The organism is Pseudomonas azotoformans, from assembly GCF_001579805.1.
GTDB classification, from domain to species: Bacteria; Pseudomonadota; Gammaproteobacteria; order Pseudomonadales; family Pseudomonadaceae; genus Aquipseudomonas; species Aquipseudomonas azotoformans_A.
The window spans coordinates 456,611-482,563 of the sequence record NZ_CP014546.1 but is presented as its reverse complement, the minus strand read 5'-3'; the positions used below and the strand labels follow the sequence as shown (position 1 = coordinate 482,563).

The 25,953-nt window shown below is 57.9% G+C and carries 21 protein-coding genes, 2 tRNA genes and 1 pseudogene; 22 read left to right on the top strand and 2 right to left on the bottom strand.

Annotated features, from left to right (window positions below; genetic code table 11):
* Positions 1-86: 86 nt before the first annotated feature.
* On the bottom strand, positions 87-1,760 hold the full coding sequence (gene recN / locus AYR47_RS02260; RefSeq protein ID WP_061434092.1) for a DNA repair protein RecN: 1,674 nt from the start codon (positions 1,758-1,760) through the stop codon (positions 87-89).
* A 254-nt stretch (positions 1,761-2,014) separates the two neighbouring features.
* Here recN and grpE point away from each other — a divergent pair, with 254 nt between their 5' ends.
* The 8 genes and pseudogenes from grpE (at position 2,015) to AYR47_RS02220 (ending at position 12,483) form a co-directional block, all read left to right on the top strand.
* On the top strand, positions 2,015-2,575 hold the full coding sequence (gene grpE / locus AYR47_RS02255) for a nucleotide exchange factor GrpE (RefSeq protein WP_016976812.1): 561 nt from the start codon (positions 2,015-2,017) through the stop codon (positions 2,573-2,575).
* Positions 2,576-2,677: 102 nt separating this feature from the next.
* On the top strand, positions 2,678-4,594 hold the full coding sequence (gene dnaK / locus AYR47_RS02250; RefSeq protein ID WP_028617977.1) for a molecular chaperone DnaK: 1,917 nt from the start codon (positions 2,678-2,680) through the stop codon (positions 4,592-4,594).
* Positions 4,595-4,912: 318 nt separating this feature from the next.
* Positions 4,913-6,037 (top strand): molecular chaperone DnaJ, encoded by a 1,125-nt coding sequence (dnaJ, locus tag AYR47_RS02245; protein ID WP_016976814.1) that lies wholly within the window; start codon positions 4,913-4,915, stop codon positions 6,035-6,037.
* 10 nt (positions 6,038-6,047) lie between these two features.
* Positions 6,048-6,855 (top strand): annotated as a pseudogene (dapB, locus tag AYR47_RS02240) (4-hydroxy-tetrahydrodipicolinate reductase).
* A 258-nt stretch (positions 6,856-7,113) separates the two neighbouring features.
* Positions 7,114-8,250, top strand: a complete 1,137-nt coding sequence (gene carA, locus AYR47_RS02235; RefSeq protein WP_033898257.1) for a glutamine-hydrolyzing carbamoyl-phosphate synthase small subunit — start codon at positions 7,114-7,116, stop codon at positions 8,248-8,250.
* 105 nt (positions 8,251-8,355) lie between these two features.
* Positions 8,356-11,577, top strand: coding sequence for a carbamoyl-phosphate synthase large subunit (gene carB, locus AYR47_RS02230; RefSeq protein ID WP_038843804.1), 3,222 nt, complete (start codon positions 8,356-8,358; stop codon positions 11,575-11,577).
* Complete coding sequence (gene greA, locus AYR47_RS02225; RefSeq protein WP_033898259.1) at positions 11,574-12,050, top strand: transcription elongation factor GreA; 477 nt, start codon at positions 11,574-11,576, stop codon at positions 12,048-12,050. The genes carB and greA overlap by 4 nt, the downstream gene beginning before the upstream one ends.
* 28 nt (positions 12,051-12,078) lie before the next feature.
* On the top strand, positions 12,079-12,483 hold the full coding sequence (locus tag AYR47_RS02220; protein WP_033898260.1) for a hypothetical protein: 405 nt from the start codon (positions 12,079-12,081) through the stop codon (positions 12,481-12,483).
* A 23-nt stretch (positions 12,484-12,506) separates the two neighbouring features.
* Here the strand turns inward: AYR47_RS02220 and AYR47_RS02215 are convergent, their stop codons facing one another.
* Positions 12,507-12,815 carry a YhbY family RNA-binding protein gene (locus AYR47_RS02215; protein ID WP_010206607.1) on the bottom strand — a complete coding sequence of 103 codons (309 nt, stop codon included), beginning with the start codon at positions 12,813-12,815 and terminating at the stop codon, positions 12,507-12,509.
* A gap of 106 nt (positions 12,816-12,921) precedes the next feature.
* Here AYR47_RS02215 and rlmE point away from each other — a divergent pair, with 106 nt between their 5' ends.
* The 14 genes from rlmE to rpsO all read left to right on the top strand — a co-directional run bounded on the left by rlmE (position 12,922) and on the right by rpsO (position 25,930).
* A complete protein-coding gene (gene rlmE, locus AYR47_RS02210) occupies positions 12,922-13,572 on the top strand; it encodes a 23S rRNA (uridine(2552)-2'-O)-methyltransferase RlmE (RefSeq protein WP_032862906.1) in 651 nt (216 codons plus the stop codon).
* 200 nt (positions 13,573-13,772) lie between these two features.
* Positions 13,773-15,683 carry an ATP-dependent zinc metalloprotease FtsH gene (gene ftsH, locus AYR47_RS02205; RefSeq protein WP_033898262.1) on the top strand — a complete coding sequence of 637 codons (1,911 nt, stop codon included), beginning with the start codon at positions 13,773-13,775 and terminating at the stop codon, positions 15,681-15,683.
* Between the two features lie 8 nt (positions 15,684-15,691).
* The gene (folP, locus tag AYR47_RS02200; RefSeq protein ID WP_061434090.1) at positions 15,692-16,543 is read left to right on the top strand and encodes a dihydropteroate synthase; all 852 of its coding nucleotides are present in this window, start codon (positions 15,692-15,694) and stop codon (positions 16,541-16,543) included.
* A gap of 16 nt (positions 16,544-16,559) precedes the next feature.
* On the top strand, positions 16,560-17,897 hold the full coding sequence (gene glmM, locus AYR47_RS02195; RefSeq protein ID WP_028617970.1) for a phosphoglucosamine mutase: 1,338 nt from the start codon (positions 16,560-16,562) through the stop codon (positions 17,895-17,897).
* 66 nt (positions 17,898-17,963) lie between these two features.
* Positions 17,964-18,719: a triose-phosphate isomerase gene (gene tpiA / locus AYR47_RS02190; protein ID WP_003194193.1), complete on the top strand. Its 756-nt coding sequence runs from the start codon at positions 17,964-17,966 to the stop codon at positions 18,717-18,719.
* A gap of 4 nt (positions 18,720-18,723) precedes the next feature.
* Positions 18,724-19,107 carry a preprotein translocase subunit SecG gene (gene secG, locus AYR47_RS02185; protein ID WP_010206600.1) on the top strand — a complete coding sequence of 128 codons (384 nt, stop codon included), beginning with the start codon at positions 18,724-18,726 and terminating at the stop codon, positions 19,105-19,107.
* Between the two features lie 22 nt (positions 19,108-19,129).
* Positions 19,130-19,215 (top strand) — tRNA-Leu (locus AYR47_RS02180).
* Positions 19,216-19,311: 96 nt separating this feature from the next.
* Positions 19,312-19,388 (top strand) — tRNA-Met (locus AYR47_RS02175).
* A gap of 140 nt (positions 19,389-19,528) precedes the next feature.
* Positions 19,529-19,987: a ribosome maturation factor RimP gene (gene rimP, locus AYR47_RS02170; RefSeq protein ID WP_003235029.1), complete on the top strand. Its 459-nt coding sequence runs from the start codon at positions 19,529-19,531 to the stop codon at positions 19,985-19,987.
* Positions 19,988-20,034: 47 nt separating this feature from the next.
* On the top strand, positions 20,035-21,516 hold the full coding sequence (nusA, locus tag AYR47_RS02165) for a transcription termination factor NusA (RefSeq protein ID WP_010206599.1): 1,482 nt from the start codon (positions 20,035-20,037) through the stop codon (positions 21,514-21,516).
* Positions 21,517-21,543: 27 nt separating this feature from the next.
* The gene (gene infB, locus AYR47_RS02160) at positions 21,544-24,069 is read left to right on the top strand and encodes a translation initiation factor IF-2 (protein ID WP_016976824.1); all 2,526 of its coding nucleotides are present in this window, start codon (positions 21,544-21,546) and stop codon (positions 24,067-24,069) included.
* A gap of 159 nt (positions 24,070-24,228) precedes the next feature.
* On the top strand, positions 24,229-24,624 hold the full coding sequence (rbfA, locus tag AYR47_RS02155) for a 30S ribosome-binding factor RbfA (protein WP_016973761.1): 396 nt from the start codon (positions 24,229-24,231) through the stop codon (positions 24,622-24,624).
* A 3-nt stretch (positions 24,625-24,627) separates the two neighbouring features.
* Positions 24,628-25,545, top strand: a complete 918-nt coding sequence (gene truB / locus AYR47_RS02150) for a tRNA pseudouridine(55) synthase TruB (protein WP_003235022.1) — start codon at positions 24,628-24,630, stop codon at positions 25,543-25,545.
* Positions 25,546-25,660: 115 nt separating this feature from the next.
* Positions 25,661-25,930: a 30S ribosomal protein S15 gene (gene rpsO, locus AYR47_RS02145; protein ID WP_003177875.1), complete on the top strand. Its 270-nt coding sequence runs from the start codon at positions 25,661-25,663 to the stop codon at positions 25,928-25,930.
* Positions 25,931-25,953: the final 23 nt, after the last annotated feature.

Here is a 25,953-nt window from a genome sequence, read left to right as displayed (position 1 = left end):
AAGCGCTGCAGATTCTCTCTGCAAAACGATCGAAGGCGACCCTAGGGTCGCCTTCGTGCTTTCTATAAAGAAGGAAAATTGTCCGATCAGGCTTTTGCCGCCACGACCATTTTCTTCGCGTGCGCCAACGACTCCTTGGTCAAATCGATCCCGCCGAGCATGCGCGCCACTTCTTCAACGCGTTCCGACTTATTCAGCTTGGACACGGCTGTGTGTGTTGCATCGCTGCCGCGTACCTTGTGTACAAACAGGTGCTGATGCCCCTGGGCCGCCACTTGCGGCAAGTGGGTGACTGTCAGCACCTGGCCTCTATCCCCCAGGCGTCGCAACAACTGGCCAACAATTTCTGCCGTCGGCCCACCAATCCCCACATCAACTTCGTCAAACACCAGCGTTGGCACTCGAGAGGTTTGCGCAGTGATCACCTGGATGGCCAGGCTGATTCGCGACAGTTCGCCGCCGGAGGCTACTTTCGCCAGCGCCTTGAGCGGTTGGCCGGGGTTGGCGCTGACCAGCAGCTCGACCTGCTCCAGCCCGTGGGGCTGCAGTTCGTTACTGGCGTTGGTGCGCAATTCAATGGTAAAGCGCCCGCCAGGCATGCCCAGGCGTTGGATCTCCAGCTCCACTGCGTTGGCTAGGCTCGTCGCTGCTTGTTGGCGCAGGTCACTCAGTTCGCGTGCTTTCTCCTGGTAATGCCGGGCGAAAGAGGCGAGCTCGTCACCCAGTCGTTCGATGGATTCATCGTTGGCGTTCAGCGTCTCGATTTCATCCAGCAGCTTTTGCTGCATCGTCGCCACTTCGGTGGGCTGGATGCGATGTTTGCGCGCCAGGGTATAGATGGTATCCAGGCGTTCTTCTATGTCCTGCAGGCGCGCCGGGTCGGCATCGAAGTGGTCCAGGAAGCGATTCAACTCGCCGACGGCTTCCTCTACTTGAATCTGTGCGCTGGTCAGCAAGGTGGTGGCCTCGCTCAACGAGCCGGAGGCGCTGTTCACGCTAGAGAGGCGATTGAGGCTGGCGGTCAGTGCATTGAGCACATTGCCGGAGTCACTCTCACTGCATTGCTCTACCACCTGGCGGCAAATGCCCAGCAGGGTTTCCGCGTTGGTGAGGTTCTTGTGTTCCTGCTCAAGCTGCTCCAGTTCGGTCTCGCCCAGGCCCAGGCTTTCCAGCTCTTCGAGTTGATAGCTGAGCAATTGATGGCGGGCGCGTTGTTCATCGCCGGAGTTGGAGAGTCGCTCCAGCTCCTGGCGAGTCTGGCGCCAGCGCTGGGCGGCGAGTTGCACCTGGCGGGCCAGGTCTGTGGCGCCAGCGTACTCATCAAGCAGGCGGCGATGGGTGTCGGTTTTCAGCAGGGATTGATGTTCATGCTGGCTGTGGATATCGATCAACAGTTCGCCCAGGGCCTTTAAGTCGCCAAGCGGGCAGGGCGTACCGTTGATATACCCGCGTGAGCGGCCTTCCGCCGTGATGACCCGGCGCAGGATGCACGGCCCTTCATTATTGAGGTCGCGCTCGGCCAGCCAGGCCTCCGCCTCGGGAATATCCGCCAGGTCGAAGGTGGCCAGGATATCGGCCTTGTCCGCACCCGGGCGCACCACACCACTGTCGGCGCGGTCACCCAGGGTCAAGCCCAGGGCGTCGAGCATGATCGACTTGCCGGCGCCGGTTTCGCCTGTGATTACGCTCATCCCGCGATCCAGTTCGAGATCCAGATGTTCAACGATGGCGTAGTTATGTACGGACAGGTGCACGAGCATGACGGCCGCTCCCAGGCTTTAGGTCTGGTTATTTATACAGTGTTTTATTCGGGGCTGACAATCCTGTCGCTTAGCTCGATTTGCTTGAATCTGGATATTTCTAAGCGCAACCAGGAATGACCACGCAGGAATTGATGAAGGTCATTCGAAAGACTTTTGGTAACGCCTGCGCCCTTGAACCTGGAAATTGTGGCCCCATATACCGGAACAGAAGCGCGAGTTGAGTTCGCGCATGATTTTGAAAGGAGAAAACTATGGCTGACGAACAGACGCAGGATACGCAAACTCCAGACGCCAATTCGGCTGTCGGCGATGAGCTGGCGACTCGTGTGCAAGTGCTCGAAGAGCAATTGGCCGCTGCGCAGGACCAGTCTTTGCGTGTTGCCGCTGATCTGCAGAACGTCCGCCGCCGTGCCGAGCAGGATGTAGAAAAGGCTCACAAATTCGCGTTGGAAAAATTCGCCAATGACTTGCTGCCGATCATCGACAGCCTGGAGCGTGGCCTTGAATTGTCCAACCCGGACGACGAAAACATCCGCCCGATGCGCGAAGGGATCGAACTGACCCTGAAAATGTTCCAGGACACCCTGAAGCGTTATCAGCTGGAAGCGATCGATCCACAAGGCGGCGAGCCGTTCAACGCTGAGCATCACCAAGCCATGGCCATGCAGGAAAGCCATGACCTGGAGCCCAACAGCGTGCTCAAAACGTTCCAGAAGGGTTATCTGCTCAATGGTCGCCTGCTGCGCCCGGCGATGGTCGTCGTGAGCAAGGCGCCTGCACCGGTTTCGCCTTCTATTGATGAGCAGGCTTGAAATACGCTGCAAAGCCCCCATCTATAAGTCAAGCGTTTAAGTGCTACCGCAGTTAGCCACCACTGCTGCGGCAACCAAATTCAAGTTTCGGGAGAGTAAATCATGGGCAAAATTATCGGTATCGACCTGGGGACCACCAACTCCTGTGTCTCCGTCATGGAAAACGGCAAAGCCAAAGTAATCGAAAACGCCGAAGGCGCGCGTACCACGCCGTCGATCATTGCTTACGCAAATGATGGCGAGATCCTCGTTGGTCAGTCGGCCAAGCGCCAGGCTGTGACCAACCCGCACAACACCCTGTATGCGGTAAAGCGTCTGATCGGTCGTAAGTTCGACGAAGAAGTCGTACAGAAAGACATCAAGATGGTGCCTTACAAAATCGCCAAGGCTGACAACGGTGACGCCTGGGTTGAAGTAAATGGCAACAAGATGTCGGCACCGCAGATTTCGGCTGAAGTCTTGAAAAAGATGAAGAAGACTGCCGAAGACTACCTCGGCGAAGCTGTGACCGAAGCGGTCATTACCGTTCCGGCCTACTTCAACGATAGCCAGCGCCAGGCGACCAAAGACGCCGGCCGCATCGCGGGCCTGGACGTAAAACGTATCATCAACGAACCTACCGCAGCGGCCCTGGCTTACGGTATGGACAAGGCCAAAGGCGACCACACTGTGATCGTTTATGACCTGGGTGGTGGTACGTTCGACGTGTCGGTCATCGAGATCGCTGAAGTTGACGGCGAGCACCAGTTCGAAGTGTTGGCCACCAACGGTGACACTTTCCTGGGTGGTGAAGACTTTGACATTCGTCTGATCGATTACCTCGTTGACGAATTCAAGAAAGAAAGCGGCATGAACCTCAAGGGTGACCCGCTGGCGATGCAGCGCCTGAAAGAAGCTGCTGAGAAAGCCAAGATCGAGCTGTCCTCGAGCATGTCGACCGACGTGAACCTGCCGTACATCACTGCAGATGCCACCGGTCCTAAGCACTTGAACGTGAAGATTTCTCGCGCCAAGTTGGAAGCTCTGGTTGAAGACCTGGTTCAGCGCACCATCGAACCTTGCCGCATCGCGCTGAAAGACGCCGGTATCGACGTTGGTTCCATCAACGACGTGATCCTGGTGGGCGGTCAGACCCGTATGCCACTGGTTCAGCAGAAAGTGACCGAGTTCTTCGGTAAAGAAGCACGTAAAGACGTGAACCCGGACGAAGCGGTTGCCATGGGTGCTGCTATCCAGGGTGCGGTATTGGCCGGCGACGTGAAAGACGTGCTGCTGCTGGACGTCAGCCCGCTGACCTTGGGTATCGAAACCATGGGCGGCGTGATGACCGCGCTGATCGAGAAAAACACCACGATTCCTACCAAGAAATCGCAAGTGTTCTCGACTGCCGATGACAACCAAGGCGCTGTGACCATTCACGTGCTGCAAGGTGAGCGTAAGCAGGCTGCTCAGAACAAGTCCCTGGGCAAGTTCGACCTGGCCGAGATTCCACCAGCACCACGTGGCGTGCCGCAAATTGAAGTGACCTTCGACATCGACGCCAACGGCATCCTGCACGTCGGCGCGAAAGACAAGGCAACTGGCAAAGAGCAGAAGATCACCATCAAGGCCAACTCCGGTCTGTCTGATGAAGAAATTCAACAGATGATCCGTGATGCTGAAGCCAATGCTGATGCGGATGCCAAGTTTGCTGAACTGGCTGGCGCCCGTAACCAGGGTGATGCACTGGTTCACTCGACACGCAAAATGGTCGCTGATGCCGGCGATAAAGTGACTGCTGAAGAGAAGACTGCAATCGAAGCTGCTGTGGTTGCCCTGGAAGCCGCTGTCAAAGGTGACGACAAGGCCGCTATCGAAGCCAAGATCGAAGAGCTGTCGAAAGTCTCCGCTCCAGTGGCGCAGAAAATGTACGCCGAACAAGGTCAGCCAGCTGACGGTGCTGCGCAACAGGCAGAGCCTGAAGCCAAGCACGACGACGTTGTCGATGCCGAGTTCGAAGAAGTCAAAGACCAGAAGTAAGTTGGTCGCCCGGTTGACCGCTATCAAGCGGTGACTGGTAGGATGTCGCCGCGCGGGAGCTTGCTCCCGCGTTGGCGTGTCTGGGGTATGCGAATTTTTACAGCATGCGACAGTGTTCGGATGTTGGCGGTGTGATCGGGAATGCTCCTGCTTTCCGAGCAGTAAATACCGCATTTTTGGCCGGGTACCTGGCTAAAAGTAGTAATGACCAGGATCGTTGAATTGACGTGAGTTGGGTCCGGGCCTGTATTGGGGCTCAACGAGTTTGGCAAGGCTCAGGAGGGTCTGGCTGAACGTCCTATAAGAGTGCAAAGACTTATGGCAAAGCGTGACTATTACGAAGTATTGGGTGTGGAGCGCGGCTCCAGCGAGGCGGACCTGAAGAAGGCCTACCGTCGCCTGGCGATGAAGCACCACCCGGACCGTAATCCGGATAGCAAAGAATCCGAAGAAATGTTCAAAGAGGCCAATGAGGCCTACGAATGTCTGTCTGATCCCAACAAGCGTGCGGCCTACGACCAGTATGGTCATGCCGGTGTCGACCCGAGCATGGGTGGCGGCGGTGCTGGGTTTGGTGGTCAGAACTTCTCCGATATTTTCGGGGACGTGTTCAGCGACTTCTTCGGCGGTGGCCGCGGTGGTCAGCGTGGCGGTGCCCAGCGTGGCAGTGATTTGCGCTACACCCTGGAATTGAACCTGGAAGAAGCCGTGCGCGGCACCAGCGTCAATATCCGTGTGCCGACGCTGGTGAACTGCAAGCCGTGCGATGGTTCGGGTGCCAAGAAAGGCTCCTCGCCCATCACGTGCCCGACGTGCGGCGGTATTGGTCAGGTCCGCATGCAGCAGGGCTTCTTCTCGGTGCAGCAGACCTGCCCGCGCTGCCATGGTCAGGGCAAGATCATTTCCGATCCGTGCGACTCGTGCCACGGCGAAGGTCGTGTCGAAGAGTACAAAACCCTTTCGGTGAAAGTGCCGGCGGGCGTGGATACCGGTGATCGCATTCGTCTGTCGGGTGAAGGCGAGGCCGGTACTCAAGGCGGTCCGACGGGCGATCTGTACGTGGTGATCAATGTGCGCGAGCACTCGATCTTCCAGCGTGACGGCAAGCACCTGTTCTGTGAAGTGCCGATCAGTTTTGTCGACGCAGCCTTGGGTGGCGAGCTGGAAATTCCGACCCTTGATGGTCGAGTCAAGCTCAAGATCCCTGAAGGCACCCAGACCGGCAAGCAGTTCCGTATTCGTGGCAAAGGCGTTGCGCCGGTGCGCGGCGGCGGAGCTGGTGACCTGATGTGCCGTGTGGCGGTGGAAACGCCGGTCAACCTGAATCGCCGTCAGCGCGAATTGCTTGAAGAGTTCCGCAGCTCGATGGAAGGTGATGACTCTCACTCGCCGAAGACTGCGGGCTTTTTCGATGGTGTGAAGCGCTTCTTCGGCGACCTGTAAGGAATTGAGTATGCGACGTATAGCCGTAATGGGCGCTGCCGGGCGCATGGGCAAGACGCTGGTCGAGGCGGTGCAGCAGCGCTCGCCGGCCTCCGGGCTGACCGCTGCGATCGTTCGCCCGGGCAGCACGTTGATTGGTGCGGATGCCGGTGAGTTGGCCTCATTGGGGCGCATCGGTGTGTCGTTGTCCGGCAACCTGGAGCAGGTGGCGGACGAGTTCGATGTGTTGATCGATTTCACCCTGCCGGACGTGATGCTGAAAAACCTGGCGTTCTGCCGCAAGGCGGGCAAGGCCATGGTGATCGGCACCACGGGTTTGACGGCTGAGCAGAAGCAGTTATTGGTGGAAGCGGGCAAAGATATTCCTGTTGTCTTCGCTGCTAACTTCAGCGTCGGTGTGAACCTGTCGCTCAAGCTGCTGGATCTGGCTGCTCGCGTGCTGGGGGATGAGGCGGATATCGAGATCATCGAGACTCACCATCGCCACAAGATCGATGCTCCGTCGGGCACTGCGCTGCGCATGGGTGAGGCGATTGCCGATGCGCTGGGGCCGAGACCTGTCGAAAGTGGCGGTGTACGGTCGCGAAGGGCATACCGGTGCGCGAGCGCGTGACACCATTGGTTTTGCGACGGTGCGTGGCGGCGATGTAGTGGGTGATCACACCGTGTTGTTCGCCACTGAAGGTGAGCGCCTGGAAATCACGCACAAAGCCTCCAGCCGCATGACGTTTGCCAAGGGCGCGGTACGTGCGGCGCTCTGGTTAGAAGGTCGTACGCCTGGTCTGTACGACATGCGCGATGTGCTGGATCTGCACTGATCAGTAGCTAAAACGGGGCCTCAAGCTTATGCTTAGGCCTCGTTTTTACCCGCTAAGCGACGTCCTGTCGCATTCCCCTGCCTTTAAGGCTCATTAGCGGTGGACCAAAAAAGCCTTTTTCTGTAAGCTACAGCTTTAGTGTGTTCACTAAAAGCGCGCAGAATAATTCAGTGAATAAGCGGAGTGACGTGTCCATACGTCACTCCGCTTTTTTACACCTGCGATCGCCCTTTCAGGCTTTATTTACGGGAGGTCTTCTTGACTAAGCCAGCCATACTCGCCCTTGCTGATGGCAGCATTTTTCGCGGCGAAGCCATTGGAGCCGACGGTCAGACCGTTGGAGAGGTAGTGTTTAACACTGCCATGACCGGCTATCAGGAAATCCTTACCGATCCTTCCTACGCCCAACAGATCGTTACCTTGACCTATCCGCACATCGGCAATACCGGTACTACACCGGAAGACGTCGAGTCTGATTGCGTCTGGTCTGCCGGTCTGGTGATTCGTGACCTGCCACTGGTCGCGAGCAACTGGCGTAACACGATGTCGCTGTCCGATTACTTGAAAGCCAACAATGTTGTGGCGATCGCCGGTATCGATACGCGCCGCCTCACACGCATCCTGCGTGAAAAAGGCTCGCAGAACGGCTGCATCATGGTCGGTGACAATATCTCCGAAGAGGCGGCGATTGCCGCAGCGCAAGGTTTCCCAGGCCTGAAAGGCATGGACCTGGCGAAAGTCGTCAGCGTCAAAGAGAAGTACGAATGGCGCTCGACTGTCTGGGACTTGAAGACCGACAGCCATGCGACCATCGAAGCTGCTGACCTGCCTTATCACGTTGTGGCCTACGACTACGGCGTCAAGTACAACATCCTGCGCATGCTGGTCGAGCGCGGCTGCCGCGTGACTGTGGTGCCGGCGCAAACGCCTGCCAGCGACGTACTCGCCTTGCAGCCGGACGGCGTGTTCCTGTCCAACGGCCCAGGTGACCCTGAGCCATGCGACTATGCCATCCAGGCGATCAAGGACGTGCTGGAAACCGAGATTCCGGTATTCGGTATCTGCCTCGGTCACCAACTGCTGGCCCTGGCCTCCGGCGCCAAGACCCTGAAAATGGGCCACGGCCACCACGGTGCCAACCACCCGGTACAAGACCTGGACACTGGCGTCGTGATGATCACCAGCCAGAACCACGGTTTTGCGGTGGATGAAGCCACCCTGCCGAGCAACGTGCGCGCCATTCACAAGTCGCTGTTCGATGGCTCCCTGCAGGGCATCGAGCGCACCGACAAGAGCGCGTTCAGCTTCCAGGGCCACCCTGAAGCGAGCCCGGGCCCGAACGACGTAGCGCCGCTGTTCGACCGTTTCATCAATGAGATGGCCAAGCGACGCTGACTGAGCGGCCTGCGGGCGGCCCCGAATGTCGGCGGCCCCCGCAGGCTCTTCAAAGATTGTTCAAGACGGCTTGCCGACTGACCTGCGGATTTGAGTGACAAACCCATGCCAAAACGTACAGACATAAAAAGCATCCTGATTCTTGGCGCTGGCCCGATCGTGATCGGCCAGGCCTGCGAATTCGACTACTCCGGCGCCCAGGCCTGTAAAGCCCTGCGCGAAGAGGGTTACCGCGTCATCCTGGTGAACTCCAACCCGGCCACCATCATGACCGACCCGGACATGGCTGACGCCACCTACATCGAACCGATCAAGTGGCAGACCGTTGCCAAGATCATCGAGAAAGAGCGTCCGGACGCGCTGCTGCCAACCATGGGTGGTCAAACCGCTCTGAACTGCGCCCTGGACCTGGAGCGCGAAGGCGTCTTGGAGAAGTTCGGCGTAGAAATGATCGGCGCCAATGCCGACACCATCGACAAGGCCGAAGACCGTTCGCGCTTTGACAAGGCGATGAAGTCCATCGGCCTGGACTGCCCGCGCTCGGGCATCGCCCACAGCATGGAAGAAGCCAACGCAGTGCTCGAGAAGCTGGGCTTCCCGTGCATCATCCGTCCGTCCTTCACTATGGGCGGGACCGGTGGCGGTATCGCTTACAACCGTGAAGAGTTCGAAGAAATCTGCTCTCGTGGCCTGGACCTGTCGCCAACCAAAGAGCTGCTGATTGACGAGTCCCTGATCGGCTGGAAAGAGTATGAAATGGAGGTTGTCCGCGATAAAAAGGACAACTGCATCATCGTCTGCTCCATCGAAAACTTCGACCCGATGGGTGTGCACACCGGTGACTCGATCACCGTTGCTCCGGCGCAGACCCTGACGGACAAGGAATACCAGATCATGCGTAACGCCTCCTTGGCGGTACTGCGTGAGATCGGCGTTGAAACCGGCGGTTCCAACGTTCAGTTCGGTATCTGCCCGGACACTGGCCGTATGGTCGTGATCGAGATGAACCCGCGTGTATCGCGTTCTTCGGCCCTGGCCTCGAAAGCCACTGGCTTCCCGATTGCGCGGATCGCTGCCAAGTTGGCGATCGGCTATACCCTGGACGAACTGCAGAACGAAATCACCGGCGGCGCTACTCCGGCGTCCTTCGAGCCGTCGATCGACTACGTCGTTACTAAGCTGCCACGTTTCGCTTTCGAGAAATTCCCGAAAGCCGACGCACGCCTGACCACTCAAATGAAGTCGGTGGGTGAAGTCATGGCCATCGGCCGGACCTTCCAGGAATCCCTGCAGAAAGCCCTGCGCGGTCTGGAAGTGGGCGTTTGTGGTCTGGACGAGAAGCTCGACCTGAGCAACCCGGAAAGCATGAGCATCCTCAAGCGCGAACTGACCGTGCCGGGCGCCGAGCGCATCTGGTACGTGGCTGATGCTTTCCGCGCCGGCCTGTCGGTCGAAGACATCTTCGGCATGAACATGATCGACCCGTGGTTCCTGGTGCAGATCGAAGACCTGATCAAGGAAGAAGAGAAGGTCAAGACCCTGGGTCTTGCCAGTATCGACCGCGACTTGATGTTCAAGCTCAAGCGCAAAGGTTTCTCCGACATGCGTCTGGCCAAGTTGCTGGGTGTGACCGAGAAAGCGTTGCGTCGCCACCGCCACAAGCTGGAGATCTTCCCGGTCTACAAGCGCGTTGACACCTGCGCGGCCGAGTTCGCCACCGACACCGCCTACATGTACTCAACCTACGAGGAAGAGTGCGAAGCCGCGCCGTCGGGCCGCGACAAGATCATGATCCTCGGCGGTGGCCCAAACCGTATCGGCCAGGGTATCGAGTTCGACTACTGCTGCGTACACGCGGCATTGGCCCTGCGCGAAGACGGTTACGAGACCATCATGGTCAACTGCAACCCGGAAACCGTTTCCACCGACTACGACACCTCCGATCGCCTGTATTTCGAGCCAGTGACCCTGGAAGACGTGCTGGAAATCTGCCGGGTCGAGAAGCCGAAGGGCGTGATCGTCCAGTACGGCGGCCAGACCCCGCTGAAACTGGCGCGTGCCTTGGAAGAAGCCGGCGTGCCGATTATCGGCACCAGCCCAGACGCGATCGACCGTGCAGAAGACCGTGAACGCTTCCAGCAAATGGTTGAACGCCTGAACCTGCGCCAGCCGCCAAACGCCACCGTGCGCAGCGAAGACGAAGCTATCCGTGCAGCCAGCAAGATTGGCTATCCGCTGGTGGTGCGTCCGTCCTACGTACTGGGCGGCCGTGCGATGGAAATCGTCTACGAAGAAGAAGAACTCAAGCGCTACCTGCGTGATGCGGTGAAAGTGTCCAACGACAGCCCAGTGCTGCTCGACCACTTCCTCAACTGCGCCATCGAAATGGACGTGGACGCCGTGTGCGACGGCACCGACGTGGTGATCGGCGCGATCATGCAACACATCGAACAGGCGGGCGTTCACTCCGGTGACTCCGCTTGCTCGCTGCCGCCGTACTCGCTGCCGGCGCACATCCAGGACGAGATGCGTGAACAGGTCAAGAAAATGGCCTTGGAGTTGGGCGTGGTCGGTCTGATGAACGTACAGTTGGCGCTGCAAGGCGAAGACATCTACGTCATCGAAGTCAACCCGCGTGCTTCGCGTACCGTGCCGTTTGTTTCCAAGTGCATCGGTGTGTCCCTGGCCATGATCGCTGCTCGCGTGATGGCCGGTAAGACCCTGAAGGAAATTGGTTTCACCAAGGAAATCATTCCTAACTTCTACAGCGTGAAAGAGGCCGTGTTCCCATTCGCCAAATTCCCTGGTGTGGACCCGATCCTGGGCCCAGAGATGAAGTCCACCGGTGAAGTCATGGGCGTGGGTGATACCTTCGGTGAAGCTTTCGCCAAGGCCCAGATGGGTGCCAGCGAAGTGCTGCCGACCGGCGGTACTGCGTTCATTAGCGTGCGTGATGATGACAAGCCACTGGTTGCAGGCGTGGCCCGTGATCTGATCAACTTGGGCTTCGAAGTCGTGGCTACCGCCGGGACCGCCAAGCTGATCGAAGCTGCCGGCCTGAAAGTGCGTCGCGTGAACAAGGTGACGGAAGGCCGTCCGCACGTGGTCGACATGATCAAGAATGACGAAGTCACCCTGATCATCAACACCACCGAAGGTCGCCAGTCGATCGCGGACTCCTACTCCATTCGCCGTAACGCCTTGCAGCACAAGATCTACTGCACCACTACCATTGCTGCTGGCGAAGCCATCTGCGAAGCGCTCAAGTTCGGTCCGGAAAAGACCGTGCGTCGCTTGCAGGATCTACACGCAGGATTGAAGGCATGACCAAATACCCAATGACCGTCCAGGGCTTCAAGGCCCTGGAAGAGGAGCACGCCCACCTGACCAAGGTCGTACGTCCAAAGCTGAGCCAGGACATCGGTACGGCCCGCGAGCTGGGTGACTTGAAGGAAAACGCCGAATACCACGCTGCTCGCGAGCAGCAAGGTATGGTCGAGGCGCGGATCCGTGATATCGAAGGCCGCCTGCAGAACTCGGTGGTCATCGACGTGACGACCATTCCGAAGACCGGCAAGGTGATTTTCGGCACGACCGTGGAAATCGCCAACGTCGAGACGGACGAAAGCGTGGTCTACCACATCGTTGGTGAGGACGAAGCTGACTTCAAACTCGGCAAGATCTCTGTCGGTTCTCCGCTGGCCCGCGCCTTGATTGCCAAGGAAGAGGGTGATGTGGTGTCTGTCAAAACGCCTGGCGGCGTGACCGAGTACGAGATTGTTGAAGTTCGTCACATCTGAAAGAAGGCGCCCGCTTCGTGCGGGCGCCATGCTTTGGCAGCTCTCCCAGATGCTTTGGGTGGGGGGCCTGTGGTTGCTGCACATTGGTGTTTTGCCGGCGCTGGGCCTGATTGGCCTGGCACCGTTGCTGATCGATGAGATCGATGGATTACTCAGTGCGTTGCTGGTTGCCTTTGCGGCGGCGTGCGTGACGCTCCAGGCGTTGGTGCTGGTCAAGGCTGAAGGCTTGGGAAGTTTGTGGCGGGATATTCGCGGGCAACTGCTGTTGATGGCACTGTATGCGTGTGCAATGTATTGCATTGTGCATGTCTGGCTGCCGGAAGCGTTGCGCTGGCAGCTATTCAGCTATCTTGTGCTAGGGTTTTCCGGCCTGGTGCTGGTGTTACAGCCTGCACCGGGATGGAGTGGCGGGGCGCGCGAAGCACGCCCGTGACCCTTGCTGTTATTTGAAAGTCATCATTTGAAGCGATGTACGTTCGACAGTTGCTTGTTGACGCTGAAGTTCTTGCGATACAGCAGCGCCATCTTGCCGATGACCTGGACCAGGTCCGCTTTGCCTACCTTGCACAGTTCTGCAATGGCAGCCAGGCGCGCTTCGCGGTCAAGGATGTTGACCTTGATCTTGATCAGTTCATGATCGTTCAGCGCACGTTCGAATTCGGCTAACACACCTTCAGTCAAACCGTTATCTGCCACAATCAGAACTGGTTTCAGATGGTGGCCAATGGATTTGTACTGTTTCTTCTGCTCTTGAGTGAGCGGCATAATCTGACCCCTGCGTCTGATCTTGTAAAAAGCGGCGGCCAGTTTACCCGAGCGAGTCCGGGACCGCCCAGTTAATCACGACCCGTTTTATTTTTCGAGGTGGCCCGTGGCCCGTTCCAAAACCAGCCTTAAGTGGCTACAAGAACATTTCAACGATCCTTACGTCAAAAAGGCGCAGAAGGACGGCTACCGTTCCCGGGCCAGCTACAAGCTGCTGGAGATTCAGGACAAGGATAAGTTGATCCGCCCAGGCATGAGCGTTATCGATCTCGGTGCAGCCCCAGGTGGTTGGTCCCAGGTGACCAGTCGTCTGATTGGTGGGCAGGGCCGCTTGATCGCTTCCGACATCCTGGAAATGGACAGTATCCCGGATGTGACCTTTGTTCATGGTGACTTCACCCAGGATGCCGTGCTCGCTCAAATCCTCGAGGCTGTGGGAAATTCGCAGGTAGACCTTGTGATTTCCGACATGGCCCCCAATATGAGTGGATTACCGGCCGTCGATATGCCGCGCGCAATGTTCCTCTGTGAGCTGGCGTTGGATTTGGCGGGTCGGGTTCTGCGCCCAGGTGGTGATTTTCTGGTGAAGGTCTTCCAGGGTGAAGGCTTTGACGAGTACCACAAGAACATCCGCAAGCTGTTCGACAAGGTGCAAACGCGTAAGCCTGACTCTTCCCGGGACAGGTCTCGGGAGCAGTACCTGCTGTGCCGCGGCTTCCGCGGGGTGGAAGGCGCTGCGAGTGAAGAGCGTTTTTGAGGAATTCGAGGAGGGCGATAGGTTTTTTTATATCGCTTTCGTCACGAAGCTTTACGAATATTGTGTAGTCAAAGTTTCACAAAGGGTTACAGACGGCGCCTGCCAGAGTTGTAGGTAATGTAGTAAGTTAGGCCGGTGAATATCATGCGAAGCGCGCGCCAGTAGCGGAGCTTGCTTCAGAGGGTAGTTAATTGAACGATATGGCAAAGAATCTGATCCTGTGGTTGATCATCGCGGCTGTCCTGGTGACGGTGATGAACAACTTCTCCAGCCCTAACGAGCCGCAGACCCTCAACTATTCCGACTTCATCCAGCAAGTTAAGGATGGCAAGGTCGAGCGCGTAGCGGTTGATGGCTACGTGATCACCGGCAAACGCAACGATGGCGACAGCTTCAAGACCATTCGTCCGGCGATCCAGGACAACGGTCTGATCGGCGACCTGGTGGATAACCACGTGGTGGTCGAAGGCAAGCAGCCTGAGCAGCAAAGCATCTGGACCCAATTGTTGGTTGCCAGCTTCCCGATCCTGGTGATCATCGCCGTGTTCATGTTCTTCATGCGCCAGATGCAAGGCGGTGCAGGGGGCAAGGGCGGGCCTATGAGCTTCGGCAAGAGCAAGGCACGCCTGCTCTCCGAAGATCAGGTGAAAACCACCCTGGCTGACGTTGCCGGTTGCGACGAAGCCAAGGAAGAAGTGGGCGAGCTGGTCGAGTTCCTGCGTGATCCAGGCAAGTTCCAGCGCCTGGGTGGCCGCATTCCTCGCGGTGTACTGATGGTCGGTCCTCCGGGTACCGGTAAAACTTTGCTGGCCAAGGCAATTGCCGGCGAAGCCAAGGTGCCTTTCTTCACCATTTCCGGTTCTGACTTCGTCGAGATGTTTGTCGGTGTAGGCGCCAGCCGTGTTCGCGATATGTTCGAACAGGCTAAAAAGCATGCACCATGCATCATCTTCATCGACGAAATCGACGCCGTTGGTCGCCATCGTGGCGCCGGCATGGGCGGTGGTCATGATGAGCGTGAGCAGACTCTTAACCAGTTGCTGGTTGAGATGGACGGCTTCGAAATGAATGACGGCATCATCGTGATTGCTGCAACCAACCGTCCGGATGTACTGGACCCTGCGTTGCTGCGTCCGGGCCGTTTCGACCGTCAGGTTGTGGTTGGCTTGCCGGATATCCGTGGTCGCGAACAGATCCTGAAAGTACACATGCGCAAAGTGCCAATGGGCGACGACGTGGCTCCGGCCGTGATTGCCCGTGGTACGCCTGGCTTCTCCGGTGCGGACCTGGCCAACCTGGTCAACGAGGCTTCGCTGTTTGCGGCTCGTACCGGCAAGCGCATCGTTGAAATGAAAGAGTTCGAACTGGCAAAAGACAAGATCATGATGGGCGCCGAGCGCAAGTCCATGGTCATGTCCGAGAAAGAGAAACAGAACACCGCTTATCACGAAGCCGGTCACGCTATCGTTGGTCGCGTCGTGCCTGAGCATGACCCGGTCTACAAAGTGTCGATCATCCCTCGTGGTCGGGCATTGGGTGTGACCATGTTCCTGCCGGAAGAGGACCGTTACAGCCTCTCCAAGCGCGCACTGATCAGCCAGATCTGCTCGCTGTACGGCGGTCGTATTGCTGAAGAAATGACCCTGGGCTTCGACGGTGTCACCACCGGCGCTTCCAACGACATCATGCGTGCCAGCCAGATTGCACGGAACATGGTGACCAAGTGGGGCTTGTCGGAAAAACTCGGTCCTTTGATGTATGCCGAGGAAGAAGGCGAAGTGTTCCTGGGTCGTGGCGGTGGCGGTCAAAGCGCCAGCTTCTCCGGTGAGACCGCCAAGCTGATCGACTCCGAAGTGCGCAGCATCATCGACCAGTGCTACGGCACGGCCAAGCAGATCCTCACGGACAACCGCGACAAGCTGGATGCCATGGCGGATGCGCTGATGAAGTACGAGACCATTGATGCCGACCAGATCGACGACATCATGGCCGGTCGCGCTCCACGTGAGCCTCGTGATTGGGAAGGTGGTTCGGGCACCTCTGGCACTCCGCCAGTGGTTCAGAACGAACGCCCTGAGACCCCGATCGGCGGCCCGGCAGCTGACGTCTAAGGTTTGAAATGACTTCTGTGTTGTCCTCCACCCGGTTGCCTTGCGGCAACCGGGTTCTTGATTTGGCCCATACGCATGTAATGGGTATCCTCAATGTCACTCCCGATTCCTTTTCCGATGGCGGCCGTTTCAGTCAGCTCGATGCAGCCTTGCGTCATGCTGAAGCCATGGTTGCGGCGGGAGCGACCCTGATTGATGTCGGTGGCGAATCGACTCGACCTGGCGCTCGCGTTGTCTCTCCCTTGGAAGAGTTGGAGCGGGTGGCGCCGATCGTCGAGCGTATCGCGCGTGAGCTGGATGTGATCATCTCGGTTGATACGTCGACACCGGCCGTGATGCGCGAAACTGCGCGCCTTGGGGCGGGGCTGATCAACGATGTTCGCTCGCTTCAGCGCGACGGAGCGCTTGATGCGGCTGCGGCGACAGGTCTGCCGGTTTGCTTGATGCATATGCTGGGTGAGCCCGGCAACATGCAGGACAGCCCTCACTATGATGATCTCGTCGGCGAAGTCAGCGGTTTTCTCGCTGAGCGCGTCTCTCAGTGTGTTGTCGCGGGGATTGCTGAGGAAAAAATCATCCTCGATCCCGGCTTCGGCTTCGCCAAGACCTTGCAGCACAACCTAAGCCTGTTCAAGCATATGGAATCCCTGCATGCCCTTGGTCGTCCCCTATTGGTGGGCGTTTCGCGCAAGAGCATGATAGGGCAGGCCTTGAATCGTCCAGTAGGTGAGCGGCTGTATGGCGGCCTTGCACTGGCTGCGCTGGCGGTGACCAAAGGTGCGCGTATCTTGAGGGTGCATGATGTCGCCGAGATCGTGGATGTAGTGCGTATGATTGCCGCTGTAGAATCAGCCGAATAAGAATGATGGAGCACTTATGACTAAAAAATACTTTGGCACCGACGGTATCCGTGGTCGGGTCGGCGAATTTCCGATTACTCCTGATTTCATGCTCAAGCTGGGGTGGGCGGCGGGTATGGCGTTCCGCAGCATGGGCGCTTGCCGCATCCTGGTGGGCAAGGACACCCGTATTTCCGGGTACATGTTTGAGTCGGCGCTGGAGGCGGGCCTGTCTGCCGCAGGCGCGGATGTCATGTTGCTGGGGCCGATGCCGACGCCGGCGATCGCTTACCTGACGCGTACCTTTCACGCTGAAGCCGGTATTGTGATCAGCGCCTCGCACAATCCCCACGATGACAACGGCATTAAATTCTTCTCAGGGCAGGGCACCAAGCTGCCTGACGAGATTGAGTTGATGATCGAAGAGTTGCTGGATGCACCGATGACGGTGGTTGAATCCAGTAAGTTAGGCAAGGTGTCGCGTATCAACGACGCCTCCGGTCGCTATATCGAGTTCTGCAAGAGCAGTGTGCCGAGCAGCACCAATTTTGCCGGTCTGAAGATTGTGGTCGATTGCGCCCACGGTGCGACCTACAAAGTCGCGCCGAGCGTGTTCAAGGAGTTGGGCGCAGACGTGACGGTGCTGTCGGCGCAGCCGAACGGGCTTAACATCAACGAAAACTGCGGTTCCACCCATATGGAGCAACTGCAGGCCGCCGTCCTGGCCGAGCATGCCGACTTGGGTATTGCTTTCGACGGCGACGGTGACCGTGTGCTGATGGTGGATCACACGGGCGCGATTGTTGATGGTGATGACCTGTTGTTCATCATTGCGCGTGATATGCACGAGCGTAACAAGCTGCAGGGTGGTGTTGTTGGTACGCTGATGAGCAACCTTGGCCTGGAGCTGGCCTTGGCGGACTTGGGTATTCCCTTCGTGCGCGCCAATGTCGGTGATCGCTATGTGATCGCCGAGCTGCTTGAGCGTAACTGGCAGGTGGGGGGTGAGAACTCCGGGCACGTAGTCTGCTTCCAGCACACCACCACAGGTGACGCGATCATCGCTGCGTTGCAGGTTCTGCTGTCCTTGCGTCGTCGCGAAGAGAGTCTGGCCCAAGCGCGCCAGGCGCTGCGCAAATGTCCGCAAGTGCTGCTCAATGTGCGTTTTGGCGGCGGCGAAAACCCGATCGAGCACCCGGCTGTCAAAGAGGCGTGCGAGCGCGTAACCCTTGCTATGGCGGGGCGTGGTCGCGTGTTGTTGCGAAAGTCCGGCACAGAGCCTCTGGTGCGCGTCATGGTCGAAGGCGATGACGAAACACAGGTTCGCGGCCATGCCGAAGACCTGGCAAAACTGGTAACTGAAGTTTGCGCCTGAATTCGGCTTGCCAGTGATGATGTGGTTGGGTAACATCTGCGCCCACTTTGACCGACGAGGTACAGCATGCGTCGCACTATGGTAGCTGGTAACTGGAAGATGCACGGTACCCGCGCCAGTGTCGCTGAGCTGATCAATGGCCTTCGTCACTTGGCCTTGCCGAGCGGTGTTGATGTTGCGGTGTTCCCGCCTTGCTTGCATATCAACCAAGTGGTTGATGGCCTGAAAGGCAAGTCGATCCAGGTCGGCGCGCAGAACTCTGCGGTGGAGCCGATGCAAGGTGCATTGACCGGTGAGATTTCGCCGAGTCAGTTGGTCGATGCGGGTTGTTCCTATGTGCTTGTCGGGCACTCCGAGCGCCGTCAGATGATGGGCGAGCGTGATGGGACACTCAATCGCAAGTTCGCAGCAGCACAGGCTTGTGGCTTGATTCCGGTGTTGTGCATAGGGGAGACCCTGGAGCAGCGCGAATCAGGCAAGACTCTTGAAGTTGTCTCGCGTCAGCTGGGCAGCATCATCGAAGAGCTGGGTGTTGGTGCGTTTGCAAAGGCAGTAATTGCTTACGAGCCGGTCTGGGCCATTGGCACCGGGCTGACTGCTACACCGCAACAGGCGCAGGATGTGCACGCAGCCATCCGCGCGCAGTTGGCGGCAGAGAATTCTGAAGTCGCACAAGGTGTGCGTCTTCTATACGGCGGCAGCGTGAAGGCGGCCAATGCGGTCGAACTGTTCGGCATGCCGGATATCGATGGGGGGCTCATTGGTGGAGCTTCCCTGAATGCAGATGAGTTCGGTGCGATCTGTCGCGCCGCGGGAAACTGAAAAAATGCTGGAAACAGTCGTAGTCGTTTTTCATCTGTTGGCTGCCCTGGGCGTAGTTGCCCTGGTTTTGTTGCAACAGGGTAAAGGTGCGGATGCTGGTGCGTCTTTCGGTGCAGGTGCTTCAAATACTGTGTTCGGAAGCCAAGGTTCCTCTACCTTTCTTAGTAAGTTTACTGCTATACTTGCCGCCGGTTTCTTCATAACCAGCTTGGGGTTAGGTTACTTTGCTAAAGAGAAAGCTCATGTGCTGACTCAAGTAGGTCTCCCAAACCCAGCAGTGTTGGAAGTACCAAAAGCAAAACCGGCTTCTGATGATGTCCCGGTGCTTCAAGAGCAAAAGTCGGCTACTCCAGCGACTGACGTACCTCCAGCTCAAGAGCAGAAGTAAGAAGGGTTGTAAGCGCTGTATTGCCGAGGTGGTGGAATTGGTAGACACGCAACCTTGAGGTGGTTGTGCCCATAGGGTGTAGGGGTTCGAGTCCCCTTCTCGGTACCAATTATCAGGAGAGCCCGCTGTTGCGGGCTTTCTTGTAGGTGGAAGGTTACATTGACCCTGTAAGGGATCGGTCGTATACTTCCGCCCCAGCTTTGTCGCGGGGTGGAGCAGTCTGGTAGCTCGTCGGGCTCATAACCCGAAGGTCGTCGGTTCAAATCCGGCCCCCGCAACCAGTTTTAGCGGAGCCCCTTTTAAGGGGCTTTTTGTTAGCTGGACACTTTCAACGCCGCTGTTCGACGGCGTTTCAAGGATGGGCGTTTCGCCCATTTTTTTATTTTGCACAGCATGCACATACATGCACGAGGGGGTTCAGGTGTCGAGCAAGCTAGAAGAGTTGCAGGCCTTGCTGGCCCCGGTGGTCGTGGCCCTAGGCTATGAATGCTGGGGTATTGAGTTTTCGGCTCAAGGTCGCCACTCAATGTTGCGCGTTTATATCGATAAAGAGGGCGGCGTGCTGGTGGACGATTGTGCCATTGTCAGCCGTCAGATCAGCGGTGTGCTGGATGTTGAAGATCCGATCTCCGTTGAATACACCCTCGAAGTTTCCTCGCCTGGCATGGAACGCCCACTGTTCACTATTGATCAGTTTGCAAAATTTGCCGGTGAACAAGTGAAGATCAAGCTGCGATCTCCCTTTGAAGGGCGACGCAACTTTCAGGGCCTTCTGCGCGGTGTAGAAGAACAGGATGTCGTGGTGCAGGTAGAAGACCATGAGTTCCTGTTGCCGATCGATATGATCGACAAGGCCAACATTATTCCCAGTTTTGACTGAGACGCGGATCCCGCGGATCCAATGGCTTGCGAAAGGCGAGGCGTACGATGAGCAAAGAAGTACTGCTGGTTGTTGAGTCGGTATCCAATGAAAAGGGCGTACCGGCAAACGTGATTTTTGAAGCGCTGGAGCTGGCCCTGGCCACTGCTACCAAAAAGCGTTTTGAAGACGAAGTTGATCTGCGTGTGGAAATCAACCGCCACACCGGTGCCTATGAGACTTTCCGTCGCTGGACGGTCGTCGAAGAAGCCGATCTTGATGATCCGGCCATCGAAACCTGGCCAAGCAAGGTTGCGCAAACGCATCCTGGTGCCAAGGTCGGTGATGTCGTCGAAGAAAAGATCGAATCGATCGAATTCGGCCGTATTGCTGCACAGACCGCCAAACAGGTCATCGTGCAGAAGGTTCGCGAAGCCGAGCGCGCTCAAGTCGTTGACGCTTATCGCGAGCGCCTGGGTGAAATCATCTCCGGCACCGTGAAAAAAGTCACCCGCGACAACGTGATCGTCGACCTGGGCAACAACGCCGAAGCGTTACTGGCCCGCGAAGACATCATTTCTCGCGAAACCTTCCGTGTCGGCGTGCGCCTGCGTGCGCTGCTCAAGGAAATCCGCACCGAGAACCGCGGCCCTCAGTTGATCCTGTCGCGTACCGCGCCGGAAATGCTGATCGAGCTGTTCCGTATCGAAGTGCCGGAAATCGCCGAAGGCCTTATCGAAGTCATGGCTGCGTCCCGCGACCCGGGTTCGCGCGCCAAGATCGCGGTTCGCTCCAAGGACAAACGCATCGACCCGCAAGGCGCTTGCATCGGTATGCGCGGTTCGCGCGTCCAGGCAGTGTCGGGCGAATTGGGCGGTGAGCGTGTGGACATCGTCCTGTGGGACGATAACCCGGCGCAGTTCGTGATCAACGCCATGTCGCCGGCTGAAGTGGCGGCAATTATCGTTGACGAAGATGCCCATGCAATGGACATCGCCGTTGGCGCAGACAATCTGGCTCAGGCCATTGGTCGTGGTGGTCAGAACGTGCGTCTGGCCAGCCAACTGACCGGTTGGACCCTGAACGTGATGACCGAATCGGACATCCAGGCTAAGCAGCAAGCTGAAACCGGTGACATCCTGCGCAACTTCATCGAAGAGCTTGAAGTCGATGAAGACCTGGCACAGGTGCTGGTAGATGAAGGCTTCACCAGCCTGGAAGAGATTGCCTACGTACCGTTGGAAGAAATGCTCAACATCGACGGCTTTGACGAAGACACCGTCAACGAGCTTCGCGCTCGGGCCAAGGATCGTTTGTTGACTAAAGCCATCGCTACTGAGGAAAAGCTGGCAGACGCCCATCCGGCCGAAGACCTGCTCTCGCTTGAGGGTATGGACAAGGATTTGGCGATGGAACTGGCGGTGCGCGGCGTAATTACCCGCGAAGACCTGGCCGAGCAGTCTATTGACGATCTGCTCGACATCGACGGCATTGACGATGATCGTGCCGGCAAGTTGATCATGGCCGCCCGAGCCCATTGGTTCGAGTAACTAGGCGCGGCCTGAGGAGAGAAGTGCATGACGCAAGTCACGGTGAAACAACTGGCCGATGAGGTCAAAACACCGGTAGAGCGCCTGTTGCAGCAGATGCGTGAGGCAGGTCTGCCGCACACCGCCGCCGATGAAGGTGTGAGCGACAGTGAGAAGCAGTCTTTGCTGACTCACTTGAAGAGCAGCCACAAGGCGAAAGTGGAAGAACCGCGCAAGATTACATTGCAGCGCAAAACCACCAGCACCCTGCGTGTTGCGGGTAGCAAGAGCATCAGCGTTGAAGTACGCAAGAAGAAAGTCTTCGTACAGCGCAGCCCGGAAGAAATCGAAGCCGAGCGCAAACGCGAACTGGAAGAACGTCGCGCAGTAGAAAATGCTGCACGTCAGAAGGCTGAAGAAGAAGCCAAGCGTCGCGCCGAAGAAGAAGCGCGTCGCCAGCCTGCTGCTGCGCAACCTGCTGCCACTGAAGCGGTCGCCGCGCCTAGCGCTCCTGTAGAAGCTGTGCGTGAGGCCGCTCCGGTTGCCGCTGCACCAGCACCTGCTGCTGACGCTCGCAAGCGCGACGAACCTCGTCGTCCGGACAAGCCGCGTGCTGACGATAACAATCGTCGCGGTGGTGGTGGCGATGGCGAGCGCAAAAACGCTCCGCATCGTGCTTCGGTCAAAGAGAAAGCGCCTGCTCCACGCGTTGCCCCACGTACTACCGACGAAGAAAGCGATGGCTTCCGTCGTGGTGGTCGCGGCAAGGCCAAGCTGAAGAAACGCAACGCCCACGGTTTCCAGAGCCCAACCGGCCCTGTCGTGCGTGAAGTGAAGATCGGCGAGACCATCACTGTGGGCGATCTGGCCCAGCAGATGTCGGTCAAGGCAGCTGAAATCATCAAGTTCATGTTCAAGCTGGGCACTCCGGCCACCATCAACCAGGTACTGGACCAGGAAACTGCCCAGTTGGTTGCTGAAGAGCTGGGCCACAAAGTGACCCTGGTCAGCGACACCGCCCTGGAAGATTCCCTGGCCGAGTCCCTGAAGTTTGAAGGTGAGGCGGTTTCCCGTGCACCGGTTGTGACCGTAATGGGCCACGTTGACCACGGTAAAACTTCCCTGCTCGACTACATCCGTCGTGCCAAGGTCGCTGCGGGCGAAGCCGGCGGTATCACCCAGCACATCGGTGCGTACCACGTTGAAACCGACCGTGGCATGGTGACGTTCCTCGACACCCCTGGTCACGCCGCGTTTACTGCGATGCGTGCCCGTGGTGCCAAGGCGACTGACATCGTGATCCTGGTGGTTGCAGCGGACGACGGCGTGATGCCACAAACCATCGAAGCCGTTCAGCATGCCAAGGCAGCTGGCGTTCCGTTGGTAGTAGCCGTGAACAAAATCGACAAGCCGGGCGCCGATCTCGATCGCATCCGTAGCGAACTGTCGGTTCACGGCGTGACCTCCGAAGAGTGGGGTGGCGACACTCCATTCGTACCGGTCTCCGCGAAGATGGGTACCGGCGTTGACGAACTGCTCGAAGCCGTTCTGTTGCAAGCCGAGGTTCTGGAACTGACCGCTACTCCATCGGCTCCTGGCCGTGGCGTTGTGGTTGAGTCCCGTCTCGACAAGGGCCGTGGCCCGGTTGCGACCGTCCTGGTTCAAGACGGTACCCTGCGCCAAGGCGACATGGTGCTGGTTGGTTCGAACTACGGCCGTGTACGTGCCATGCTCGACGAGAACGGCAAGCCAATCAAGGAAGCAGGTCCTGCTATCCCGGTCGAGATCCTCGGCCTGGACGGTACCCCGGACGCTGGCGACGAGATGAGCGTGGTTGCCGACGAGAAGAAAGCCCGTGAAGTGGCTCTGTTCCGTCAAGGCAAGTTCCGTGAAGTCAAGCTGGCCCGTGCTCACGCCGGCAAGCTGGAAAACATCTTCGAGAACATGGGCCAGGAAGAGAAGAAGACGCTTAACATCGTCCTCAAGTCTGACGTACGTGGTTCCCTCGAAGCGTTGAACGGCGCCTTGAATGGCCTGGGTAACGACGAAGTGCAAGTGCGCGTTGTCGGTGGCGGTGTCGGTGGTATCACCGAATCCGACGCCAACCTGGCACTGGCTTCCAACGCTGTACTGTTCGGCTTCAACGTGCGTGCCGATGCTGGCGCTCGCAAGATCGTCGAGCAGGAAGGCCTGGACATGCGTTACTACAACGTCATCTACGACATCATCGAAGACGTCAAGAAAGCCCTCACCGGCATGCTTGGCAGCGACGTCCGGGAGAACATCCTGGGTGTGGCCGAGGTGCGTGACGTGTTCCGCTCGCCGAAATTCGGCGCGATCGCCGGTTGCATGGTTATCGAAGGTGTTGTGCACCGTAACCGTCCAATCCGTGTACTGCGTGAAGACATCGTTATCTTCGAAGGCGAGCTGGAATCCCTGCGCCGCTTCAAGGATGACGCTTCCGAAGTACGTGCCGGCATGGAATGCGGTATCGGCGTCAAGAGCTACAACGACGTCAAGGTTGGCGACAAGATCGAAGTCTTCGAGAAGGTTCAGGTTGCTCGCAGCCTCTAACTCGCGCACTTCCGGAGCCACGCCGCGTGTGGGCATGCAAATGCCCCGCGCAGCGTACGGACTCTAAACGCAACGCCCGGTCTGGCTTTTGTCAGGCCGGGCGTTTGCCGCTTTCAGACCCCACGGGTTTCACCGTGTGGCAGTAACAGGTAACAAGACATGGCAAAAGAATACAGCCGTACCCAGCGTATCGGCGATCAGATGCAGCGCGAGCTGGCCCAACTGATCCGTCGCGAAGTCAAAGACCCCCGCGTTGGTCTGGTCACCATCACCGCCGTAGAAGTGAGCCGTGACGTGGGTCACGCCAAGATCTTCATCACCGTGATGGGGCAGGACAGCAGCGAAGAAATCGCGCAAAGCATCAAGGTGCTCAACTCGGCCGCAGGTTTCCTGCGCATGCAGTTGGCCCGTGAAATGAAGCTGCGCAGTGTTCCTCAGTTGCACTTCCACTACGACGAAAGCGTCGTGCGTGGCGCGCACCTGTCGGCACTGATCGAGCGCGCCGTGGCTGAAGACAGCCAGCACCCGTCCACACCTGAAGACGCCAAGGAGTAAGCGGTGGCTCAGGTCAAACGTATCCGTCGCAACGTCAGCGGCATCATTCTGCTCGACAAGCCCATTGGCTTTACCTCCAATGCCGCCTTGCAGAAGGTCCGTTGGCTGCTCAACGCCGAAAAGGCCGGGCACACCGGCAGCCTCGATCCTTTGGCCACCGGTGTACTGCCGTTGTGCTTTGGCGAGGCCACCAAATTCTCGCAATACCTGCTCGATTCCGACAAGGGTTACGAAACCCTGATGCAATTGGGCAAGACCACCACCACGGCCGACGCCGAAGGTGATGTTCTGCAGGTTCGCGATGTGACCGTTGGTCGTGCTGATATTGAAGCGGCTTTGCCCGGTTTTCGTGGGCAAATCAGTCAGATACCGCCGATGTACTCGGCGCTCAAGCGTGATGGCCAGCCTCTTTACAAGCTGGCACGTGCGGGCGAAGTAGTGGAGCGCGAACCGCGTTCTGTTACTATTGCGCGCTTGGAGTTACTCGCCTGTGAAGGCGACACTGCCCGCCTGGCCGTGGACTGCAGCAAAGGCACCTATATCCGTACCCTCGTGGAAGATATCGGTGAACAGCTCGGTTGCGGTGCGTACGTTGCAGAACTGCGACGCACCCAGGCCGGCCCTTTCAGCCTGGCCCAGACGGTCACGCTGGAAGAGCTGGAAGCCGTACACGCCGAAGGCGGCAACGAAGCGGTTGATCGCTTCCTGATGCCATCGGACAGCGGTTTGCTGGATTGGCCATTGCTGCACTTTTCGGAGCACAGCGCGTTCTACTGGCTCAACGGCCAGCCGGTACGTGCCCCGGATGCCCCGAAGTTCGGCATGGTGCGGGTACAGGATCATAACGGTCGCTTCATCGGTATCGGTGAAGTGAGCGAAGACGGGCGCATCGCGCCGCGTCGACTGATTCGGTCAGAATGACCGGACGAGGGTGGCTGTTAACAGGCACGGTCACTACTCATTTCTAGATACAGGGATTTGTCCCTGGCCTGTTGAAACTGCCCTTTGGGTGGTTTCCTGAAAAAAGGATTGCCTCATGGCTCTCGACGTTCAAGAAAAAGCACAAATCGTTGCTGACTATCAGCAAGCTGTTGGTGACACTGGTTCGCCAGAAGTGCAAGTTGCACTGCTGACCCACAACATCAACAAGCTGCAAGGTCACTTCAAGGCCAACGGTAAAGATCACCACTCCCGTCGTGGTCTGATCCGCATGGTAAACCAGCGCCGTAAGCTGCTGGACTACCTGAAAGGCAAGGATCTGGGTCGTTATCAGACTCTGATCGGTCGCCTGGGTCTGCGTCGCTAATAAGCGATTGCGCTAGAGGTTGG

What these genes read in the sequence shown, in the direction of transcription:
- dnaJ (WP_016976814.1), top strand. Translation starts at nt 4,913, where the DNA reads ATGGCAAAGCGTGACTATTACGAAGTATTGGGTGTGGAGCGCGGCTCC.
- AYR47_RS02215 (WP_010206607.1), bottom strand. Translation starts at nt 12,815, where the DNA reads ATGCCGCTCACTCAAGAGCAGAAGAAACAGTACAAATCCATTGGCCAC.
- AYR47_RS02220 (WP_033898260.1), top strand. Translation starts at nt 12,079, where the DNA reads ATGCTTTGGCAGCTCTCCCAGATGCTTTGGGTGGGGGGCCTGTGGTTG.
- ftsH (WP_033898262.1), top strand. Translation starts at nt 13,773, where the DNA reads ATGGCAAAGAATCTGATCCTGTGGTTGATCATCGCGGCTGTCCTGGTG.
- rbfA (WP_016973761.1), top strand. Translation starts at nt 24,229, where the DNA reads ATGGCAAAAGAATACAGCCGTACCCAGCGTATCGGCGATCAGATGCAG.
- nusA (WP_010206599.1), top strand. Translation starts at nt 20,035, where the DNA reads ATGAGCAAAGAAGTACTGCTGGTTGTTGAGTCGGTATCCAATGAAAAG.
- grpE (WP_016976812.1), top strand. Translation starts at nt 2,015, where the DNA reads ATGGCTGACGAACAGACGCAGGATACGCAAACTCCAGACGCCAATTCG.
- glmM (WP_028617970.1), top strand. Translation starts at nt 16,560, where the DNA reads ATGACTAAAAAATACTTTGGCACCGACGGTATCCGTGGTCGGGTCGGC.
- recN (WP_061434092.1), bottom strand. Translation starts at nt 1,760, where the DNA reads ATGCTCGTGCACCTGTCCGTACATAACTACGCCATCGTTGAACATCTG.
- tpiA (WP_003194193.1), top strand. Translation starts at nt 17,964, where the DNA reads ATGCGTCGCACTATGGTAGCTGGTAACTGGAAGATGCACGGTACCCGC.
- greA (WP_033898259.1), top strand. Translation starts at nt 11,574, where the DNA reads ATGACCAAATACCCAATGACCGTCCAGGGCTTCAAGGCCCTGGAAGAG.
- infB (WP_016976824.1), top strand. Translation starts at nt 21,544, where the DNA reads ATGACGCAAGTCACGGTGAAACAACTGGCCGATGAGGTCAAAACACCG.
- secG (WP_010206600.1), top strand. Translation starts at nt 18,724, where the DNA reads ATGCTGGAAACAGTCGTAGTCGTTTTTCATCTGTTGGCTGCCCTGGGC.
- folP (WP_061434090.1), top strand. Translation starts at nt 15,692, where the DNA reads ATGACTTCTGTGTTGTCCTCCACCCGGTTGCCTTGCGGCAACCGGGTT.
- carB (WP_038843804.1), top strand. Translation starts at nt 8,356, where the DNA reads ATGCCAAAACGTACAGACATAAAAAGCATCCTGATTCTTGGCGCTGGC.
- dnaK (WP_028617977.1), top strand. Translation starts at nt 2,678, where the DNA reads ATGGGCAAAATTATCGGTATCGACCTGGGGACCACCAACTCCTGTGTC.
- rpsO (WP_003177875.1), top strand. Translation starts at nt 25,661, where the DNA reads ATGGCTCTCGACGTTCAAGAAAAAGCACAAATCGTTGCTGACTATCAG.